Below are 21040 nucleotides of genomic sequence, written 5' to 3' on the forward strand. Positions count from 1 at the left end.
TAAATTTAATATATAAAAAGAGGAATAAAAAACTCAATAAAAACAGGTTTTATTTTAGGTGATTTATTAGCATTAAATTAACACAAGAATAAACATAAAAATATCATTTTTTCCTATCAGTTTATAAAAAGAGGTCATAATGAGTAACAAATTTATGTCATTGCCGCCACTAATGACAGCTGTAGACATTATAGAGCCTAGCGTTTCAGATGAACTGCAATTAATAGAAATTCCACTCCCAAAATTACTCGCTGGTCACTTAATTGTTAAAGTTGAAGCTGCCGGTGTTAACCGTCCTGATATTTTTCAGCGCAAAGGATCATACCCACCACCTCCAGACGCTTCACCGATCATGGGACTTGAAGTCTCTGGTACTGTTGTGGCTAAAGCGGATGATGTCACTCAGTGGAACATTGGTGATCGTATTTGTGCTCTTGTTGCGGGTGGGGGATATGCAGAATATTGCCTAGTACACCAAGATATCGCGTTACCACTTGGAAATTTATCCTTTGAAGAAGGCGCGGCAATTCCTGAAAACTTTTTTACAGTTTGGGCGAATATGTTCCAAATTGGGCAGTTAAAACAAGGGGAAACCGTGCTTATACATGGAGGAACTTCGGGCATTGGTAGCGTAGCAATAATGTTAGCTAAAGCGTTTGGGGCTACGGTGATAACGACCGTTGGCTCAGAAGAAAAAGCCGCGGTTGCGAAATCGCTTGGTGCAGACTGTGTGATTAACTATCGCACGAATGACTTTGTCACAGCCACTCAAGATTTTACGAGCCATAAAGGTGTGAATATGGCTGTCGATATTATTGGCGGTGATTATGTCAGTAAAAACTATGTTGTTGCGGCAAAATTTGGGCGAATTATTCAAATTGGTATGATGAAAGGTAACCCAACTCAGCTCAACATGATGCCATTAATGGTGAAGCGTTTAATTCACACGGGATCGACAATGCGTTCTCGAAGTAATGAAGAAAAAGCACAAATCGCGAGAGAGTTATATCAGCAGGTTTGGGATATAGTCCAAAGCGGTAAAATAAAACCAATCATTAACAAAATATATACATTAAACCAAGTGGAGAGTGCGCATCAACACATGGAGTCCGGTGATTTGATTGGAAAAATTATATTAATAAACAGATAGATGGGCGTTGGTTTTTTCTCTTTTTTTTATATGATTAGATAACGATAACTTAGGGTATTATTTTTTATTTATAACAAATAATTTACATTATCAAGTCTTTTAAGCGTAAATATCTCTTTACAGACAATTAATTTTTGAATTTTTGTGGCTGTCCACAAATCCGAACAAAATTGAGGTGAGTTTGTTAATGTTTTAATGAAGATGGATTATATCTATAGACAAGTTGGCTCATTAACGGCTTGTCTACCACTGAATATAGGTTAAGTGATATAAGTCTAGTCATATCATTAACAAGTTGTCATTCGACACAGACATTCCCCCGTTATTGCACTTTCCAATGATAATAAGTTGAGTAACTTAATGCAGCTGGTGCCAGCCAGCTGTAGTTTGAAGGTGTAGTGATAATGAATAATTTTAAAAATAAAAATATGAACGTTGATGCATTGTTCCTAGGACCAAAATCTGAAAATGCCGTATTTTTCAGAGAAATGATGGAATATGCCGTCACTGAGCATATGCACTGGCGTTCGGGATATCATCCTGAAGATCCAGATTTAGTGACTACCGTCGATAGATATGCACCGGAGTATCGGGATACGTTATATCGTACAGAAGGCATTCTTAACCAGCTTTCCTCTAAGTTGAAAACAACCTCAGTGCCGTGGTTTTCACCGCGTTATATGGGGCATATGAATGCAGATACGTTGATGATTTCCAACCTCGCCTATGTCATGGCGATGATGTATAACCCCAATAATTGCGCCCAAGAATCCTCTCCAACTACCACCGTATTAGAAATTGAAGCAGGGTTAGATTTATGTGGGATGTTTGGGTATGACTTACAGACATCATGGGGACACATTACTTCAGGGGGCACCGTTGCTAACTATGAAGGGTTATGGGTCGCCAGGAATATCAAAACATTACCTTTAGCGATAGCCACTCATCCTCAAGCCCAAAATCTGTTATCAGATACATCAGAAAAAGCCTTGCTGAATATGCGTACGAGTGAGGTACTTGATCTGATTGATGAACTAAAAAAGCAAGGGATATTCGAAGAGATCCGTGATTTAACTTGTCGAGGAACTGGGGTAGAGCAAGGAAAACTGGGTAAATTATTAGTGCCACAATCCAAACATTACTCTTGGATGAAAGCGATGGATATCCTAGGGTTAGGGCAACAGAATATCGTCCAACTCCCAGTGAATAAAAGCTATCGTACGGACGTACCGAAAATGCGTGACATCGTGTTCTCGTTGATTGAAAAAGGGGAGCCAATTCTTGCGGTTGTGGCTGTTGTTGGCACCACTGAAACAGGGGCAATTGATAATGTTGCCGAAGTTATCAAATTACGCGAAGAGTGCGAACACCGTTTCGGTGTTTCATTCTATGTCCATATTGATGCCGCATATGCGGGCTATGCCTGTGCAATGTTCCGTGATGAAAACAACCAATTCCTTGAATATGATGAGCTGATTGAACGTTATCATCATGAGGGCGTTTTCCCTTCGGATGTAGTGTGGCCAAAACCTGACGTTTATCAAAGCTTCCGAGCCTTAAATCAAGCGGACTCTATTACAGTGGACCCGCATAAAGTTGGCTTTATTCCTTATGCAGCAGGTGCTATCTGTATGAAGGATAAGCGTATTGTCGATTTGATCTCCTATCATGCTGCGTACGTATTTGAAGAAGTCAAAGAGAGCAGTCGCAAAACTGACAAACAACAAAATGTGTTGTTGGGCTCATCAATTATGGAAGGCTCTAAAGCGGGTGCCACGGCAGCGGCGGTATGGGCTGCGCATCGGTTAGTGCCACTAAACTTATTGGGGTATGGCAAGGTGATTGCCGCGGGTGTCACTACTGCGAATTGGATGATTGAAAAAATCAATGCGAGCGAACCATTCATCATTGATGATCGCGAATTCACGCTTGCTGCTATGCCCACTCCTGATTTTCACATGATCAACTTTATGTTTAGGGAGAAGGGGAATACCTCTTTGGAAAAACAGAATCATTTAAATAAACGCCTATATGAGCTGTGTTCTTATGCCGCTGGGCGTACATACGCAAATGATTTCTTAACCTCATCAACGTCATTAACTTACGAGGAATACGGTGATAATCCTCAAAGTCTGTGTCTAGATGCAAACTTTAATGAAGATGAATGGCATAAAGTCCACTCTATTTATGTATTAAGGGCTGCAATCATGACGCATTGCCTACGTGATAAACAACATTTCGAAAGCTACTGGAATGAATTAAGAAACATCTTTGAAGACAAATTACAACAACTCATTGATGAAGAAAATAAACGTCATCATTCCATCCAAAAAGTTAGTGTTTAATTAATTTTGTTAGGATCTCAATATGAAAAATCGCACACTTGGTAGTGTTTTTATTGTTGCAGGTACTACGATCGGCGCTGGAATGTTGGCGATGCCAATTGCAGCAGGCAGTAATGGATTTTCAGTCAGTTTAGTCATGTTATTTGGATTATGGGCATTGATGTGTTACACCGCACTTTTGCTGGTTGAAGTGTATCAGCATGAGTCTCACGAGACTGGAATAGGTAGCGTTGCACAACGTTATTTAGGTTCGAGTGGGAAGTTTATTACTGGTTTTAGCATGATGTTTTTAATGTATGCTTTAACTGCCGCGTATGTAACCGGTGCGGGTCAGATCATCACATCAAATCTAAAAGGCAGCTTTGCTATCGAAATGGCTGACTGGATGGGGATAGTTGTATTTACGATTATTGGTGGTGGAGTGGTCTGTTTTGGGACATCATCCGTGGACTTTATTAACCGAATTTTATTTACGGCTAAAATTGTCTTTTTAGTGATCATTTTGGCAATGATGTTCCCTCATGTTGAACAATTGAATTTACTCTCAGCTCCGACAGACAAAATCCTTATCCTTGCCGCTATCCCTGTGTTCTTTACCTCATTTGGTTTCCACGGGAGTGTACCGAGTGTGGTGAAATATATGGGTGGGGATGTTAAAAAGCTAAGAGTTATCTTTATATTAGGTAGTGCAATTCCGTTAGTTGCTTATATTTTATGGCAGATAGCCACTTTGGGTAGCATTGGAACGAATACGTTTATAGGCATTTTAGCAGAGAACTCTGGGCTGAATGGGTTACTGGAAGCGATTAAATCTGTTGCTCAGTCAGGTAAAACTGAATTGGTCGCGCAGATGTTTATGAGCCTTGCATTAGCCACATCATTCCTTGGGGTTGCATTAGGATTATTCGACTTTTTGGCAGATTTATTTAAGCGTCAGGATAATGCAGCAGGGCGTATACAAACGGGTCTGCTAACATTTTTACCACCATTAGTTTTCGCGCTGTTCTATCCAAAAGGTTTTGTGATGGCATTAGGTTATGCTGCGATCGCATTATCTATTTTAGCGTTATTGCTCCCGAGTGCGATGGCATTAAAATCCCGCCATATTAACCCTCGTAAATATCAAGTACTCGGTGGTAAACCTGCTTTATTCATTGTGTTCCTCTGTGGCATCGTTGTTATTGGAATTCAATTAGGCATTGTTTTTAAATTATTGCCGGATATCGGCTAACACTAACGAGTTATTTTTATAGTACAAAAAGCCCGTTCTCTCTCAGAACTGGCTTTTTTCATTTACAGAGATCACTAAAAACACGTTTTGCACCTTTCACCCCAATTTTTCCCGCTATTATAATGATAATAATTATCATTAGCACATTGTGATAAAAACAGATATATCTAATTCTGGCATTATTCCGAAAACAGATTACAATATTAGATATATCGGTTTTTAATTTTTTGCACATTCACTGAGATATCAAATGGACAATCAACAACCTCTCGAAACATGTTTATGCGAGGGAAAAAGTGTTCGACGTATGTTTAATCCTAAACAGCTGCGTATTTATATTTTGCATTTACTCGTAGATGGCGCGAATTATGGTTATGAACTGATAAAAAAAATCAGTGAGGAAACTGCAGGCTTTTACTGCCCAAGTCCTGGGGTTATTTATCCTACATTGACATTACTGGAAGATCTTGGATTTATTTCAACCAGTAAAGAAACAGGAAAAGGGCGTAAGTGTTTTACGATTACTCCAGAGGGGCGCTGTTTTTTACTTTTAAAGGCTGACATCCTCGCGGAAGTCAAAATAAAACTAAATTATGCACAAGAACTGAAGGCAGGTAATCAGTTTGCCAATGAAATTGAGTTAGCGGTAGATAAATTTAAGTCCTTACTCAGACATAAAATTGTTTTGCAACAATTGTCTAAGAAGGAATCCGCTCAGGTAGTCGAGATTATTAACCAAGCAGTGAATCGAATTGAACAGGTGAATGCTGCGCTATTAATCACAGAATAAATTGAAGTAGAAGGAAAATAACATGGCAAAAACCCGTCATATTATCCAAGTAAAAGAGCAAATTCAGATGAAAGAAACCATGCAGCCGGAACAAGCGACACAAGTGGAAGAAAACAAGCAGGTTGAACCGAAAGAAAAACAGCCTGATTCAGTACCAAAGAATAAAGCTAAATTTAAAGAAGTCGTTTGCCCAAGCGTCCCAATGTCTTACTTTAAGCGGGCAAAAAAACAGAAATACTAAGTTAATATTGTGGCAAAACAGTTATTCATAAACTGAGAGTGAATAGAGTGAAATTCACAAAGTTTCACTAATGGAAATTTGCGTTACTTTATTAATAATTATTTTGTCACTGGATGTATCGAATGAAAGGCCCTAGAACACGGTATGTGCGCTAGAGCCTTTATTATTTTAGATATTCAATAATGCTTGGATTCGTGCGATTTCTTCAATCCATTGTCGCTGAAGTTGCGGCTTCTGATGTGGAACTTTGCGTTGCTTATCAGCGTCTAGCTTTTCTTCCAGTGCCAATAACTGTTCAAGCAAGGCATCTTCATGAGAATGGGCCACTTCAGTCTGTGTATTTTCTGAAGTTAAATTGGCTTGACTCGTCTTGAATACACCGTCTGAAGCGGCAGATTGCGCTTCTATCTGTTGGTATAGTGAATCAAGATTTAAATACTCCTCTAAGCGATTATTGTGAATATACCAATAACGCTGACAACTATTCTCAATTAGCCACTTATCATGGCTAACAACTAATAGCGCCCCTTCGAATTGAGCAATTTGCTCACTCAAGGCTTCCTTACCTTCAAGATCGAGGTGGTTAGTCGGTTCATCCAGCAAAATTAACGCATATTGCGCTAAACTGAGCCCAATAAATAATAAGCGAGCCCGTTCACCCCCGCTTAAAGTTGCCACTTTCTGTTGATGGCGTGGATAAGCAAAGCCTGCACTGATCAGTGCCATTTTTCGTTGCTCATCGGTAAGGGGAGCAAAGTGGCGTAATGCATCGAGTAAACTGTCATTATCATTCAGCTGTTCTAATTGCTGGTCGTAATAACCAACAGAAATCGTGGGATGAAACTTCAGTTGCATTTCGTGACGTAAATCAGCGAGATACTGTTGCCAAATTAAGCGCAATAAGGTGGATTTTCCACAACCATTTGCACCCATAATCGCAATGCGATCACCACTTTTTACTTGGGTAAATGGCACTGAAAACAGACATTGCCCATCAGGTGTCAATACTTGGGTGTTATCAAACTCAAGGACGCGATTGGCAGGAATCGATTTGCCATTGAGTCGTAATTGCCATTGATAACCGTCAGTAAGGTCAGTTTGTTCCTCTTTTAAACGGTCTATCTGTTTTTCCATCTGTTTTGCTTTTCGAGAAAGTCCTTCATTATCATAAACTTTACCCCAAATAGCTAAACGTTTGGCACTAGAGGCAATACGATCAATTTCCTTTTGCTCTGCTTGGTAGCGATGCTCATCAGTACGATCCGTCTCCGCTAGCGCTTGGCGCGCTAAACTGCATGGAAGTCGGTAAAAATGTAAGGTTTTATCCCGTAATATCCACGTACTGTTAGTAACTTTATCGAGTAAAGATTGATCGTGAGAAACCAACACAAAACTGCCTTTCCAATTTTGTAGAAAATTTCCTAACCAAATAAGAGTAGGTAAATCGAGGTGGTTGCTCGGTTCATCTAACAATAATAAGTCAGGCTGGCAGATTAATGCACGTCCCAGTAGTAAACGGGTATGTTGACCACCGCTAATAGCATTGGCAGATTGCGCCCATTGATGAGGTGCAAACCCTAATTCTGTCAACAACATTTCTGCTCGCCAACGCTCAGAGGCTTGCTCTTGCCGAGGCAGTTTTTGCAGCAATGCATCGATTAATGTTAAGGGTGCCACTTCCGCAGGAAGATGTTGCTCGATATAAGCAGTAATACAATGATTAGCATAAGTAATTTGCCCACTATTTGGAGATAACTGGGAAGTTAATAACTTTAATAGGGTACTTTTGCCGCTACCATTGTGACCAATCAGTCCTATACGATCACCTTGCAATAAAGTGAAACTGATATCTGACAGTAATGATGTGGTTGATGTATCGTAGTTTAATGATTTTACGGATAATAATGTGCTCATAGCTTACTCAAATTTTAGGCGTAAAAACGCCGGGTAATGTCATTACGACAACCCAGTAAGCTGAGAAAAGACTCTTTAGCTGCTTTGCTCAGGCAGGGTTATCGCAGTATAAAACTGTGAAAGCCTGAGCTCTGACGATTACCAAAGAAGTGTGAATATTCAATAAGATCACACAACAGCATAAGATTAACCTCCTTTTTATTTTCAGTATTGCGGTTGAACAATGGAGGAATGATAGCAAAGAGGGCGATTTTAGAGCAATAGCAGCCATTCATTTTGTTTATCTGTTGTTATGAGCTATTGCTGTGAACCATTGCTATAAATCATTCTTATAATCACAGTATTTTGATGAATAAAACTGCTGATCGTTAGGGTTTGGTACCATCGATGGTTAAAATCGAATCTCAAACAAAAAGAGAGATAGCAATGGATATACAAATTAAAACGGCTACCCGTGAAGATGCGCCACTGATTTTAGAGATGATCATTGAATTAGCCGTCTATGAAAAAGCACGCCATGAAGTAAAAGCGAGTGTGGCTGATATTGAAAATTCCCTTTTCGCTCCAGACTCTAAAACCGAAGCGTTACTGTGTTATGTTGATGGCAAACCCGCGGGTTATGCGGTGTTTTTTACTAGTTATTCAACATGGCTAGGCCATAATGGTATTTATTTAGAAGATTTGTATGTTTCCCCTGAATTCAGAGGGGCTGGTGCGGGGAAAAAATTACTTAAGCATATTGCGCAGCTAGCTTACGAACGTCAATGCCAGCGTTTAGAGTGGAGCGTGTTGGATTGGAACCAACCTGCGATTGATTTTTACCAAAGTATTGGGGCACAACCTCAAGACGAATGGGTACGTTACCGTATGGATGCTGAAACAATTGCGAAGTTTGCCAATTAATTTTTCAATAAAACAATATTAACTGCTAAATAATATTTTCATCACCAAATCAAAGCCAGTAAATAACGTTACTGGCTTTGTTGTTACTTTTTTATATTCCTATCTACACTTGATATTGCCTCTTTCTTCGAGGGAATAACTTTTTTGTGATATATAGCGATTTAACCTAAGCTAAATTCTGATAAACTTATAATAAATAACAAGATAGACTTAATAATTGGTTGTAATATAGCTTCTGTCTGTTATGAAAATAATAAAACAAAAAATGTAGATGATATTTATTTCAAGAAAAAACAGTTTTGTAATGTGACTAATTAATTTAATTAACGCCAAAAAATGACTGTGATTCACTAATTTATTTCATGAATAGAGAAGGGATGGTATGAAAATAAATAAGCGCAAGGTATCGTTTTACATTATTTTAATTCTAGCGATTGCTGCGGCTGGATATTATTACTGGAACCAAAATTCGAGTAGTCTTCCTGACGGTTTTGCACAGAGCAATGGCAGAATTGAAGCGACTGAAATAGATATTGCGACTAAAACAGCAGGGCGAATCGATACCATCTTGGTCAAAGAAGGGGATTTTGTACAGCAGGGTCAAGAACTAGCTCGTATGGATACTCGTGCTTTGCAGGAACAACTTCATGAAGTACAAGCTCAATTACGCCAAGCGATTAGTGCTGTTGCGACCGCTGAGTCTGGGTTAGTACAACGAAAAAGTGAAAAGCTAGCGGCACAGGCTGTCGTTCGCCAGCGTGAAGCGGAATTGGATGCAGCACAAAAACGCTTAAATCGTTCCCGCGTGTTGGTCAAAACTAAAGCTGTTTCTCAACAACAAGTGGATGATGACACTGCCCAAATGCAAGGGGCAAAGGCGGCTCTTGAAGCGTCTAAAGCGCAAGTGGCAGCATCCACTGCGGCAATTGATTCCGCACAAGCCGGTATTGTTCAAGCTAAAAATCGTGTAGAAGCTGCCACTGCCACAGAAAGGCGTATTACCGCTGATTTAGAAGACAGTATTTTAAAAGCGCCGCGCAGTGGTCGTGTTCAATATCGTGTTGCGGAGCCTGGTGAAGTACTGGGTGCTGGTGGTCGAGTGTTGAATATGGTGGATTTAAGCGATGTTTATATGACCTTTTTCTTGCCAACGGAGCAAGCAGGCAAAGTTGCTTTAGGGAGTGAAGTCCATATTATTCTCGATGCCGCGCCGAACATTGTGATCCCCGCCAAAACGACATTTGTTGCCAGCGTTGCGCAATTTACACCAAAAACAGTCGAAACCCAAAATGAGCGCTTGAAACTCATGTTCCGCGTTCGTGCACGTATTTCCCCTGAATTATTAGAAAAGCATCTTGAATATGTGAAAACAGGTTTACCCGGTAAAGCCTATGTTCGCCTAGATGAACAAACGCCGTGGCCAACTGATCTTGAGGTGAGATTACCACAATGACCGATAAATTGATGGATGATGTGATTGTTGATTTACAGCATGTCAGCCAACATTACGGTGATAACTGTGCGTTGGACGACATAACCCTCTCTATTCCTGCTCGAAAAATGGTTGGGCTCATTGGTCCTGATGGCGTGGGCAAATCAAGCCTAATGTCATTGATTGCGGGTGCTCGGGTGATCCAGCAAGGGCAAGTCAATGTTTTAAATGGGGATATGCATGATAGCGACCATCGTCGCAATGTTTGTCCTAAAATTGCCTATATGCCTCAAGGATTAGGGAAAAACCTTTACCACACACTTTCAGTTTATGAAAACGTCGATTTTTTCGGTCGGCTATTTGGGCAATCTAATGAAGAGCGGGCATATCGCATTCAAGACCTTCTCGAAAGCACAGGGCTTGCGCCTTTTAAAGACCGACCCGCAGGAAAATTGTCGGGTGGTATGAAGCAAAAGTTGGGGTTATGTTGCGCGCTTATTCATGACCCTGACTTACTGATCCTTGATGAACCAACAACAGGGGTTGACCCTTTATCTCGAGCACAATTTTGGGATCTTATTGACCGTATTCGTGAACGACAAACCAATATGAGCGTGTTGGTCGCGACCGCCTATATGGAAGAGGCTGAGCGTTTTGACTGGTTAGTTGCGATGGACGATGGCAAGGTGATGGCAACAGGTCATGCTGCTGAATTAAAAGCACAAACTGGCTGTAACGACCTTGAAGAGGCATTCATCGCCTTATTACCTGAGGAAAAGCGCGCAGGTCACCAAAAAGTGGTCATTCCGTCTCGTGATACGCGAGATGACAACGTTATCGCTATTGAAGCGCAAAATTTAACGATGCGTTTTGGTGATTTTGTCGCGGTAGATCATGTGAATTTCAAAATACCTAAAGGGGAAATTTTCGGTTTTTTAGGCTCCAATGGGTGTGGTAAATCCACCACCATGAAAATGCTGACCGGTTTATTGCAAGCAAGTGAAGGGCAAGCGTGGCTATTTGGGCAAGAGATTGACCCCAAAGACATTGAAACCCGTAAGCGTGTAGGATACATGTCCCAAGCGTTTTCTCTCTATAGTGAATTGAGCGTCCAGCAAAACCTTGAGTTACACGCCAAACTGTTCCACATTCCCGAAGACAAAATAAATCAGCGTATTGATGAAATGTGCCAGCGTTTTGATTTGGATGATGTCCGCGAAACCTTACCGGATGACCTGCCTTTAGGGATACGCCAACGCCTTTCGTTAGCGGTGGCGGTGATCCACCAGCCTGAAATGTTAATTCTCGATGAACCGACCTCAGGGGTTGACCCAGTTGCTCGGGATATGTTCTGGAATTTGATGGTTGATCTATCAAGACGTGACGGTGTCACTATTTTTATCTCCACCCACTTTATGAATGAAGCAGAACGCTGTGACCGCATTTCCTTGATGCATGCGGGTAAAGTTCTTGATTGCGATACGCCAGAAAATCTGATTAAAAAGCGTGGGTTAGAAACCTTAGAAGCGACATTTATCGCGTATCTACAGGATGCGGTTGGGGATCAAAATGCGGGTCAAGAGAGCGCTCCCGAATTTCATGTGGATGCGAAGTTAAAACAGCAAGCGGCTGAAGCGCTCAAAAAGCGCTTTAGTTTTCGGCGGTTGTTTAGCTATAGCATACGTGAGGGCATGGAGCTGCGACGTGACCCTGTTCGCTCCACACTGGCCTTGCTAGGTACGGTTATTCTGATGTTCATTATGGGCTATGGGATCAGTATGGATGTGGAAAATCTACGTTTTGCTGTATTAGACCGAGACCAAACAGGATTAAGCCAAGGTTATACGCTGAATTTAGCCGGATCGCGCTATTTTATTGAGCAGCCGCCTCTGCAGGATTATGAGCAACTCGAGGCAGGTATGCGCAGTGGAAAAATCACCGTTGCAATTGAAATTCCGCCTAACTTTGCTCGTGATGTTGCCAAAGGAAACAATGTTAAATTGGGCGTATGGATCGATGGGGCAATGCCAAACCGAGCTGAAACCGTACGCGGTTACGTACAAGCGATGCATTTGGCGTGGTTAAGTACGATGGCGGCACGACAGCCAGCAGGAGTAGCGGGTATTCCTGCGGTGGATATTGAAACTCGCTACCGATATAACCCTGATGTTCGCAGTTTACCTGCAATTGTTCCTGCGGTGATCCCACTTTTATTGATGATGATCCCCGCGATGCTGAGTGCCTTGAGTGTGGTGCGAGAAAAAGAGCTAGGTTCGATTATTAACCTTTATGTCACCCCGATCACCAAATTAGAATTTCTGCTTGGTAAACAATTTCCCTATATTGTCTTGGGGATGTTTAACTTCGTATTACTTTGCATTTTATCTGTCTATGTCTTTGGTGTAGAATTTAAAGGCAGCTTTTTATCGTTGAGCTTAGCGGCCTTTTTGTACATCACAATTGCAACTGGAATGGGGCTGCTGATTTCTTGTTTTATGAAAAGCCAAATTGCGGCTATTTTTGGTACTTCAATCATCACCTTGATCCCCGCGACTCAATTCTCCGGCATGATTGACCCCGTCTCTTCTTTGGAGGGAATGGGGCGTTGGGTTGGGCAGATTTATCCTACCTCGCATTTTTTAACCATTACGCGCGGTACTTTCTCGAAAGGTCTCAATCTATTTGATTTGCAAGCCTCATTTATCCCGTTGGTTATCACAATCCCGATTGTGATTGGCTTAAGTGTTTATTTCCTGAAAAAACAGGAGGCATAGGGATGATCCGTAAAATACAGAATATATTTAACCTGGGCGTTAAAGAGTTACGAAGTTTAGGGCGTGACAAAGCGATGTTGGCGCTGATTGTATTTGCCTTTACGGTTTCGATTTATTCATCAGCGACCGTGACACCGGGCTCATTGCATAACGCTCCGATTGCGATTGCAGATCAGGACAAATCCCAGCTTTCGAACCGAATCATCAATAGTTTCTATGAGCCGTATTTCTTGCCGCCGGCGGATATTGTACCAAGCCAAATTGATGGATTACTCGACAGAGGGGCATATACTTTCGCTATTGATATTCCACCCAATTTTCAAAGAGATGTATTAGCAGGACGTCATCCTCAATTGCAAGTAAATATCGATGCAACACGCATGAGTCAGGCTTTTTTGGGGAACAGTTACATACAAAATATCACCTTGGGAGAGGTAAATGAATTTTTGGCAAAATACCGTAGCCAAGGGCGTTTACCCGTCGATCTTGAAGTTCGTATGCGCTTCAACCCAAACTTAACACAATCTTGGTTTGGCTCTGTGATGGCAATCATTAACAACATCACTATGTTATCGATTGTCTTAACGGGAGCAGCGTTGATCCGTGAACGTGAGCATGGCACTGTCGAGCATTTAATGGTGATGCCACTCACTCCCTTTGAAATCATGATGTCGAAAATTTGGTCGATGGGATTAGTGGTATTAATTGCTTCTGCTATCTCTTTATTGTTAGTGGTTAAAACCTTATTGCAGGTGCCTATTGAGGGCTCAATATTGCTGTTTATGTGTGGGGTAGCGCTGAGCTTATTTGCCACAACATCGATAGGCATTTTTATGGGGACCATCGCGCGTTCAATGCCGCAGTTTGGGCTGCTAATGATTCTGGTATTATTGCCATTAAACATGCTTTCAGGGGGAATGACCGCCCGCGAAAGTATGCCGCAACTGGTGCAGGATATTATGTTAACCATGCCAACCACGCACTTTGTTAGCTTAGCGCAAGCCATTTTGTATCGCGGCGCAGGCTTTCAAATTGTATGGCCTCAATTTGCCATTCTGGTCGTGATCGGTAGCGTATTTTTTAGCTTTGCCTTAATGCGTTTCCGTAAAACTATTGCCACGATGGCATAGTATTTATCGCACTGTATCGGCTATTTTCCATAAAACGCTTGCGGATTTTATCAGTAAGCGTTTTAATGCTTCGCCTATCAATTTTTAATTAATGGTTAGATTTTGCCTATCAAATCGATAGCAACGACTGATTGGATTAAGTCTCTGAGAAACAGTAACTTAATAGTCAACCAAACAGGAGGACATCAAATGTCATTAATTAATACTCAAATCAAACCTTTTTCTAATCAAGCATTTAAAGACGGTAAATTTATCGAAGTCACAGAGAAAGATGTTGCAGGTAAATGGAGCGTTTTCTTCTTTTATCCAGCAGATTTCACCTTTGTTTGCCCAACTGAATTAGGTGACATTGCTGACCATTACGCTGAATTCCAAAAAATGGGTGTAGATATCTACTCTGTATCGACTGATACCCATTTCACGCACAAAGCATGGCATGAAAGCTCTGAAACTATCGGTAAAATCAAATACGCGATGATCGGCGACCCAACAGGTGCTCTGACTCGTAACTTCGAAAATATGCGTGAAAACGAAGGCTTAGCTGACCGTGGTACATTCGTTGTTGACCCACAAGGTATCATCCAAGCTATCGAAATCACTGCTGAAGGTATTGGTCGTGATGCTGCTGACTTACTGCGTAAAGTTAAAGCCGCTCAATATGTTGCAAGCCACCCAGGTGAAGTTTGCCCAGCTAAATGGAAAGAAGGTGAAGCAACACTGTCTCCATCTTTAGATTTAGTCGGCAAAATCTAATCGATTACCCTCGATAAGACTATTGCAAAATAAGCTACGTTGCAGGCGCTAAACACAATTAAGTAAAAAGCCTGCAACGGGCTATACGACGGGTATATGTACCCGATTTCATGACCAAGGGGATTACATGCTCGATAATAATTTACAGGCTCAATTAAAAGCCTATCTAGAAAGATTAACTAAACCTGTAGAACTGGTTTCGAATTTAGATGACAGCGCAAAATCAATTGAAATAAAACAATTACTTGAACAAATTGCGTCGCTGTCAGACAAGGTGACTGTACGTGAAGAGCACGACTCCACCCAAAGAACACCTTCATTTTTAATTACCAACCCAGGGACTAATATTGGCGTGCGTTTTGCAGGCTCACCATTAGGTCATGAATTTACGTCTTTAGTGCTGGCGCTACTGCAAGTGGGTGGTCATCCATCCAAAGAAGCCCAAGAATTATTGGACCAAGTGAAAGGGCTTGAAGGCGATTTCAACTTTGAGACTTATTATTCATTATCTTGCCATAATTGCCCTGATGTCGTGCAGGCGTTGAACTTGATGGCAGTTTTGAATCCGAACGTTCGCCATACGGCGATTGATGGTGCGCTGTTCCAAAATGAAATCGACGAACGCAACATCATGGGTGTTCCCGCGGTTTTCTTAAACGGCAAAGAATTTGGTCAAGGTCGCATGACATTAAGCGAAATCGTGAGCAAGGTTGATACCAATGCCGATGCGCGTGCGGCAAAAGCGATTAGCGAACGTGAACCCTTTGAAGTTTTAATCATCGGTAGTGGTCCGGCGGGTGCATCAGCCGCAGTTTATACTGCACGTAAAGGCATCCGTACTGGCGTCATCGGTGAGCGTTTCGGTGGACAGGTGATGGATACCGTTGATATCGAAAACTATATTTCGGTATTGAAAACAGAAGGCGCAATTTTAGCGGGTGCCCTGAAAAATCATGTAGATAGCTATAATGTCGATGTAATTGATGGCCAATCAGTCACTAAGCTTATCCCTGCTGAGCAAATTGGCGGTTATCACCAAATCGAAACGGCATCAGGCGGCGTGATGAAAGCACGCAGTATTATCATCGCAACCGGTGCTCGCTGGAGAAATATGGGCGTACCGGGTGAGCAAGAGTACCGTACAAAAGGGATTACATTCTGCCCACACTGTGATGGTCCATTGTTTAAAGGTAAGCGTGTAGCCGTCATTGGCGGGGGTAACTCCGGTATTGAAGCCGCTATCGACTTAGCGGGTATCGTCGAACATGTCACTGTATTGGAGTTCGCATCAGAATTAAAAGCTGACTCAGTATTACAAGAAAAAGCGCGTAGCTTGAGTAATATCGACATCATTTTGAATGCACAAACCCTTGAAGTTAAAGGGGATGGCAGCAAAATGACTAGCTTAGAGTACAAAGACCGTACCGATGAAAGTGTGCATTCTTTGGAAGTGGCAGGTGCATTTGTTCAGATTGGTTTATTACCAAATACCAATTGGTTAGGGGATACCGTTGCACGTAACCGTATGGGTGAAATTGAAGTTGATGCCCGTAATGAAACCAGTGTGAAAGGCGTTTTCGCCGCAGGTGACTGTACAACAGTGCCTTACAAACAAATTATCATTTCAGCCGGAGAAGGTGCAAAGGCCGCACTTAGCGCCTTTGATTACCTCATCCGCACAAGTACCAGAACCGCTGAATAGCTCATAGTTTAGCGGGTTGTAGCCAAAAGGCACTCGGGGGCGAGTGCCTTTTTTTGTGCGTGAAAGATAATCAAGATAAGCGAAAAGTAATAACATCAATATTCTTTCTTCCGTTAAATGTCGTGATGGAATAAGACATTAATATTGATGATAGTCAATGGGATTATCATGTTTGATGGTCTCTGGGATATCTATTTAATGAATATCTTCGTGACTGCGGTACACCAAAGAAAGCTCAGGATGATGCCATAAGCTGGCAGGGGTGACGGTAGTGCGTTCCCATGGAATGGTGCCAATAAACCACAGCTTCCAGAAATTTAATTTGGCATTCGGATTTTTTGTTAATAATGCTCTGAAAGTTTCGATTTCACCAATACGAATAGATAGGGCTGATTGGTAAATATCGAATACAAATTTTGAGCAAAATTGGCGTGATGAATCGTATTTAAACCCAGTATGGTAAAACTTATTTAAGCGGGGGAAAACTTGTGTTACTAACGCCTGTTTTTGCGTCTCGGTTAAATGTGTGGATAAACGTCGCACACTGTAACGATGCTCAGATGAACGGGCAATAAAACGCGATAATGTGGTGGTGGTCGATAATGGAATACGGCTTTCTGCCACTAAATAGTCATTGCCATCATGACCGATGATCATGCCCACATGATTACTCCAACATTGTGATGCGGAGGCAATTTGGCGGAAAACTTCAGTACCAATGCTAGTAAAAATAATGTCACCGACTTCAAGCTCATAAGGGTAATTTATTTTTGTCATGGAATACCTCAAGCGGATGATAAAACTGACCTTGGCGTCATCTTATAAGCCGTTAGGTATTCGCGACAATCGGAATAGCGGCAAATATCACTTCTGTTTAACTTGGGTATATTTTCATCAATTCTAAACTTAATAATTGAATATTTTGTATGATTTCTTGTTCGGTATGGGCGGCATAGCCGAATAGAATGGCATTATTATTTTTGCTATTAATGCAATATCGAGACAGAGGCTGCGCACCAAACCCGAGCGCTCGACATTGCTCTAGGATAATCTCTAAGTTATAGCCTTTTTTTACCCAACAGATTGTATGGATCCCTGAATCATTCATGTGAGCATCAAAAATGTGCGGGAGATATTGATTGATGGATTGGCAAAAAACAGTTTGGCGTTCATAGCATACTTTGCGGATCTTACGGATATGTCTCGCATAATGACCTTCTTGAATAAATTGTGTTAAAGCGGCTTGTTCTAAATAGCTACAATGACTATCACTGTAATATTTCATCATCGTAAAAGCTTCACTTAGACTTTCTGGCACAATTAAAAATCCAAGGCGAAAACCGGGGTACATCATTTTAGAAAATGTACCAGCATAAATAACACGTTGATGATTATCCAGCCCTTGTAAGGCTTGAATCGGTTTGGATAAAAAACGGAACTCACTGTTGTAATCATCCTCAAATATCCAAGCATTATTTTGTTGCGCCCAATCTAATAATGCGAGGCGGCGGGGTAAGCTTAAAGTTGTTCCAAGCGGAAACTGATGAGATGGCGTAGTATAAATCAGTTTGGCATCACTATGATGCGCGGCGGCGTATTCAATATTCATTCCCTCATGGTCAGAGGGGATCGGTGAAATATTGGCGCCTGCGGCGGTTAAAATCGCACGAGCACTATCATAGCCGGGGTCATCGAGCCAAACAGTATCATTTTGTTTTAATAAGACTTTAGCCACCAAATTTATCGCCTGCTGTGTTCCATTCACAATAATAATTTGGTTGTCAGAGCAATGAACGCCTCGGGTTGAACGCACATAGTCAGCCAATAATTTTTTGAGCGGCGTATAGCCGTCAGGGTGATTATAGTGGGTAATTTCTCGTTTGGATTTTCGCCAAACTCGCCCTAATAATCGCCCCCAAAGATCATGGGGAAATTGGTCAACACAACCGACGCCAATATTAAATATTGAGCGCTTATTGGTATTTGGGCGTGATTGTTCCCAAAGTGGTTGAAGGTTATTCAACATGGGGTTCAGATAAAGTGCAGGATTTTCTTGTTGAGAACAAGCTTGATGAGAGGCTGTGGTACGAACTAACTCATCAGGAATTTGAGCAGAAACATAAGTTCCAGAGCCTTGTTTTGAGTATAAATAACATTCATCAATTAGGCGTTCAAATCCCGCAATGACTGAGTTACGCGAAATTGACATCATCTCAGCCAGCGCCCGAGTCGAAGGTAATTTCAGGCCAGCGGCAATTCGGCCATCTAGAATTGCACTACGGATTGTGTGATAAACCCCTTCATTGATTCGACCTTGTTCGAGCAATAAAAGTGGAAACTGAGCCTGCTGCTTTCTTCTCATAAGTGGATCCTAAATAAATCACAAAAGTGTACCTTATGCAGTACCAGATAGCTCAGTACTATAACCCCATCGAGTAATATGTCTACTAATGGAAGGGTTATTATGAATAATGCAGAATTACCAGTTTCTATCGAATTTGTTTCCCCTGATCACTACCCAGAATGGTTAGTTTATTGGCTAGAATATCAAAAGTTTTATCAAGTAGATTTAAGTGAAGAAATTACATTAAAAGCGTGGGAACGCTTCTTTGATGAAAAAGAACCCATGTATTGTGCGGTAGCAGTCGAAGGTGACAAGGTTGTTGGTTTTGTTAATTATCTTTTCCATCGTTCGACATGGGCGAAAAATGACTTTTGTTATTTAGAGGATTTGTATGTAACGCCTGAAGTTCGTGGTCGCCATGTGGGTAAACAACTCATTGAGTTTGTTCAACAGCAAGCGCAAAAAAAACAGTGTGGAAGATTGTACTGGCATACACAAGAGACTAATTTACGGGGACAGAAGTTATACAATTGGGTGGCAGAAAAGCCGGGTGTTATCGAATATAGAATGCCACTATAACGACGATATCATTAAATCGAGTGCCCGCTGTTGCTTTAACAGCGGGATATGATTGCTAAAAATCTTAATTTGCTAATTGTGCCCGTACTTCCATTAATGCAAAACCTAATAGATTTAAACCTTTCCATGTGAGTGGATTTTCAATATTTTCTGCATCTTCTGCTAAACCAATTCCCCATATTTTGTCGACAGGGCTCGCTTCAACAAGCACCCGCTCATTAGTCGCGAGTAGGAATTGTTTTAACGCCTCATTTTGGGAGAATTTTGCCAAATTAGCTTTCACAACAATATTATAGCGGTTTGCATCCCAAATATCTTGCCTGAACCCGCGAACTTCTCGACCAAATGCTTTTGCTGCACCAGGATTAGGTGCATGAATAATTTTTTGTAGCGTTTCATTATCATCAAATAAGCGGGCTTTTTCAGCCATCATAAAATGTTCGGTGCTAGCAAAGCGATTGTTATCAACGATAAAAGGGGCGGGATACCATTGGCTAAAACAGCTTTTTGTTACTTGATGTTGTTTAGACTGATGCCCCCAAAAAAAGACATATTTAAATTTTTTACCTGTTTGGTAGAGCTTACAAAGGTTTTTTATATCCATAAGACTAACTTGAAAAATAATCATTAGATACGGTTAGATTAACGATAAACCAATGGCTTGGCTATCGGAATTACCCGCACTCTTGTTGCAAAGAAAAAATAATTTTTGAATAAAGCTCACATTCTTGAAATGTATTAATTGGTATCGCTTTTTTTAACTAACACACCTTTTATTTTAACGATATCATAACAAATATAAATTTATAATTATTTGAAAAAACAGAATTAATTAATTATGGAAAAGATTTTACTGGTGTTATGGCCATTATTTGCTCTTATTACAATGGGTTTTATATTGCGTAGAACTGCACTGTTTTCTGCTGATTTTTGGCCGAGCGCGGAAAAACTTAATTACTTCATTTTATTTCCAGCTTTACTAATAAGCAGTTTAGCAAATGCGCCGTTAGATAATCCAAAATTGCCTTATCTTGCATGTGCAATTTTGTTTATTCTTGCGATAAGCTCATTGTTCGTGGTGCTGAGTAAATATTTATTCAAAATCTCGATTCCAAGATTTGGGGCCCATATTCAAGGAATTATTCGTTTTAATACCTATTTAGGTCTTGCAATTATTGCTGATCTATTTGGATCGGAAGGGATTGCTATTTCTGCGGTAATTATGGCGATTTTAGTGCCCAGCTGCAATGTGATTGCTGTGTTATCATTGAGTGCAGGTAAGAAAGTCACATTAAAGCAACTTGTGATGCCTATTGCTAAAAACCCTCTGATAATATCTTGTGTTATCGGAATTTTATTAAATTTATTACCTATTGGTTTACCATTTGGTTCTGACCAATTTTTAAAATTACTGGCAGCAGCGAGTTTACCATTAGGGTTAATTTGCATTGGTGGAGCACTACAAACAGCAACATTGAGAAAAGAGTTTAAACCAATCATGGTTTCAACATTATTACGTTTGCTCGCGATGCCTATTTTAGCGGTATTAACTGCCCATTTATTTTCATTACCAGCATTAGAAAGGGTTCTTTTGGTGATCTTTTTCGCTATTCCTACTGCCCCGACGTCCTATATTTTAACCAAACAACTCAATGGTGATAGCCAATTGATGGCTGGAATTATTACTTTTCAAACTATTCTTGCGGTTATTACATTACCGCTAGTTTTAACATTAATTACTCAATAATATTA

At 40.9% G+C, this 21040-nt stretch carries 17 protein-coding genes; 13 read left to right on the forward strand and 4 right to left on the reverse strand.

The annotated features are described in order from the left end of the window. The first annotated feature begins 139 nt into the window (after positions 1–139). The 5 genes from PSF16_RS10470 (at position 140) to PSF16_RS10490 (ending at position 5757) form a co-directional block, all read left to right on the forward strand. The gene (locus PSF16_RS10470) at positions 140–1150 is read left to right on the forward strand and encodes an NAD(P)H-quinone oxidoreductase (RefSeq protein WP_272689226.1); all 1011 of its coding nucleotides are present in this window, start codon (positions 140–142) and stop codon (positions 1148–1150) included. Positions 1151–1554: 404 nt separating this feature from the next. Further along, positions 1555–3495, forward strand: a complete 1941-nt coding sequence (locus PSF16_RS10475; protein ID WP_154636615.1) for a pyridoxal phosphate-dependent decarboxylase family protein — start codon at positions 1555–1557, stop codon at positions 3493–3495. A gap of 82 nt (positions 3496–3577) precedes the next feature. Then, complete coding sequence (tyrP, locus tag PSF16_RS10480; RefSeq protein ID WP_230083724.1) at positions 3578–4726, forward strand: tyrosine transporter TyrP; 1149 nt, start codon at positions 3578–3580, stop codon at positions 4724–4726. Between the two features lie 250 nt (positions 4727–4976). Next, a complete protein-coding gene (locus PSF16_RS10485) occupies positions 4977–5516 on the forward strand; it encodes a PadR family transcriptional regulator (RefSeq protein ID WP_006659876.1) in 540 nt (179 codons plus the stop codon). Between the two features lie 22 nt (positions 5517–5538). Then, on the forward strand, positions 5539–5757 hold the full coding sequence (locus PSF16_RS10490; RefSeq protein ID WP_006659875.1) for a hypothetical protein: 219 nt from the start codon (positions 5539–5541) through the stop codon (positions 5755–5757). 168 nt (positions 5758–5925) lie between these two features. Here the strand turns inward: PSF16_RS10490 and PSF16_RS10495 are convergent, their stop codons facing one another. After that, positions 5926–7671: an ABC-F family ATP-binding cassette domain-containing protein gene (locus tag PSF16_RS10495; RefSeq protein WP_272689227.1), complete on the reverse strand. Its 1746-nt coding sequence runs from the start codon at positions 7669–7671 to the stop codon at positions 5926–5928. Positions 7672–8097: 426 nt separating this feature from the next. On the opposite strand from PSF16_RS10495, the gene PSF16_RS10500 reads away from it, so the two are divergent. The 6 genes from PSF16_RS10500 (at position 8098) to ahpF (ending at position 16365) form a co-directional block, all read left to right on the forward strand. Further along, a complete protein-coding gene (locus tag PSF16_RS10500) occupies positions 8098–8574 on the forward strand; it encodes a GNAT family N-acetyltransferase (protein ID WP_036975775.1) in 477 nt (158 codons plus the stop codon). Positions 8575–8956: 382 nt separating this feature from the next. Then, positions 8957–10027, forward strand: a complete 1071-nt coding sequence (locus PSF16_RS10505; RefSeq protein WP_006659872.1) for an HlyD family secretion protein — start codon at positions 8957–8959, stop codon at positions 10025–10027. Continuing rightward, complete coding sequence (rbbA, locus tag PSF16_RS10510) at positions 10024–12780, forward strand: ribosome-associated ATPase/putative transporter RbbA (RefSeq protein WP_272689228.1); 2757 nt, start codon at positions 10024–10026, stop codon at positions 12778–12780. Before PSF16_RS10505 ends, rbbA begins: the two co-directional genes overlap by 4 nt. Positions 12781–12785: 5 nt before the next feature. Further along, a complete protein-coding gene (locus PSF16_RS10515) occupies positions 12786–13910 on the forward strand; it encodes an ABC transporter permease (RefSeq protein WP_272689235.1) in 1125 nt (374 codons plus the stop codon). Positions 13911–14099: 189 nt separating this feature from the next. Further along, the gene (gene ahpC / locus PSF16_RS10520; protein WP_006659869.1) at positions 14100–14663 is read left to right on the forward strand and encodes an alkyl hydroperoxide reductase subunit C; all 564 of its coding nucleotides are present in this window, start codon (positions 14100–14102) and stop codon (positions 14661–14663) included. 127 nt (positions 14664–14790) lie between these two features. Continuing rightward, positions 14791–16365 (forward strand): alkyl hydroperoxide reductase subunit F, encoded by a 1575-nt coding sequence (ahpF, locus tag PSF16_RS10525; protein WP_006661792.1) that lies wholly within the window; start codon positions 14791–14793, stop codon positions 16363–16365. A 195-nt stretch (positions 16366–16560) separates the two neighbouring features. Here the strand turns inward: ahpF and PSF16_RS10530 are convergent, their stop codons facing one another. Then, positions 16561–17142: a YebB family permuted papain-like enzyme gene (locus tag PSF16_RS10530; protein ID WP_006659866.1), complete on the reverse strand. Its 582-nt coding sequence runs from the start codon at positions 17140–17142 to the stop codon at positions 16561–16563. Between the two features lie 97 nt (positions 17143–17239). Next, positions 17240–18727, reverse strand: coding sequence for a MocR-like pyridoxine biosynthesis transcription factor PdxR (gene pdxR, locus PSF16_RS10535; RefSeq protein WP_272689229.1), 1488 nt, complete (start codon positions 18725–18727; stop codon positions 17240–17242). A 102-nt stretch (positions 18728–18829) separates the two neighbouring features. Here pdxR and PSF16_RS10540 point away from each other — a divergent pair, with 102 nt between their 5' ends. Then, complete coding sequence (locus PSF16_RS10540; RefSeq protein ID WP_006661780.1) at positions 18830–19288, forward strand: GNAT family N-acetyltransferase; 459 nt, start codon at positions 18830–18832, stop codon at positions 19286–19288. Positions 19289–19352: 64 nt separating this feature from the next. Here the strand turns inward: PSF16_RS10540 and PSF16_RS10545 are convergent, their stop codons facing one another. Then, the gene (locus tag PSF16_RS10545) at positions 19353–19892 is read right to left on the reverse strand and encodes an NADAR family protein (protein WP_272689230.1); all 540 of its coding nucleotides are present in this window, start codon (positions 19890–19892) and stop codon (positions 19353–19355) included. Between the two features lie 234 nt (positions 19893–20126). Here PSF16_RS10545 and PSF16_RS10550 point away from each other — a divergent pair, with 234 nt between their 5' ends. Next, positions 20127–21035, forward strand: coding sequence for an AEC family transporter (locus tag PSF16_RS10550; RefSeq protein WP_006661778.1), 909 nt, complete (start codon positions 20127–20129; stop codon positions 21033–21035). Positions 21036–21040: the final 5 nt, after the last annotated feature.

This window comes from Providencia sp. PROV033, assembly GCF_028484855.1.
GTDB lineage: Bacteria > Pseudomonadota > Gammaproteobacteria > Enterobacterales > Enterobacteriaceae > Providencia > Providencia alcalifaciens.